Consider the following 255-nt stretch of genomic DNA (forward strand, 5'->3'; position numbering starts at 1 on the left):
TCACCATCTCCACGCCCTCGGGCAGCTTCACCACCCCCGTCACGTCCGTGGTGCGGAAGTAGAACTGCGGGCGGTAGTTGGTGAAGAACGGCGTGTGGCGCCCGCCCTCCTCCTTGGTGAGGATGTAAGCCTCGGCCTTGAACTTGGAGTGCGGCTTGATCGAGCCGGGTGCTGCCAGCACCTGCCCGCGCTCCACGTCCTCGCGCTTGGTGCCGCGCAGCAGCGCGCCGATGTTGTCGCCCGCCTCGCCGCTGT

General features: G+C 67.8%; 1 protein-coding gene. It reads right to left on the reverse strand.

Annotated features, from left to right (window positions below):
* Positions 1 to 255: EF-Tu C-terminal domain-related protein (locus tag ACI6QG_RS19690; RefSeq protein ID WP_491630762.1), on the reverse strand; the 255-nt coding region annotated here is incomplete at both ends.

Origin of the sequence: Sabulicella flocculans, from assembly GCF_045449635.1 — a bacterium.
GTDB lineage: Bacteria > Pseudomonadota > Alphaproteobacteria > Acetobacterales > Acetobacteraceae > Roseococcus.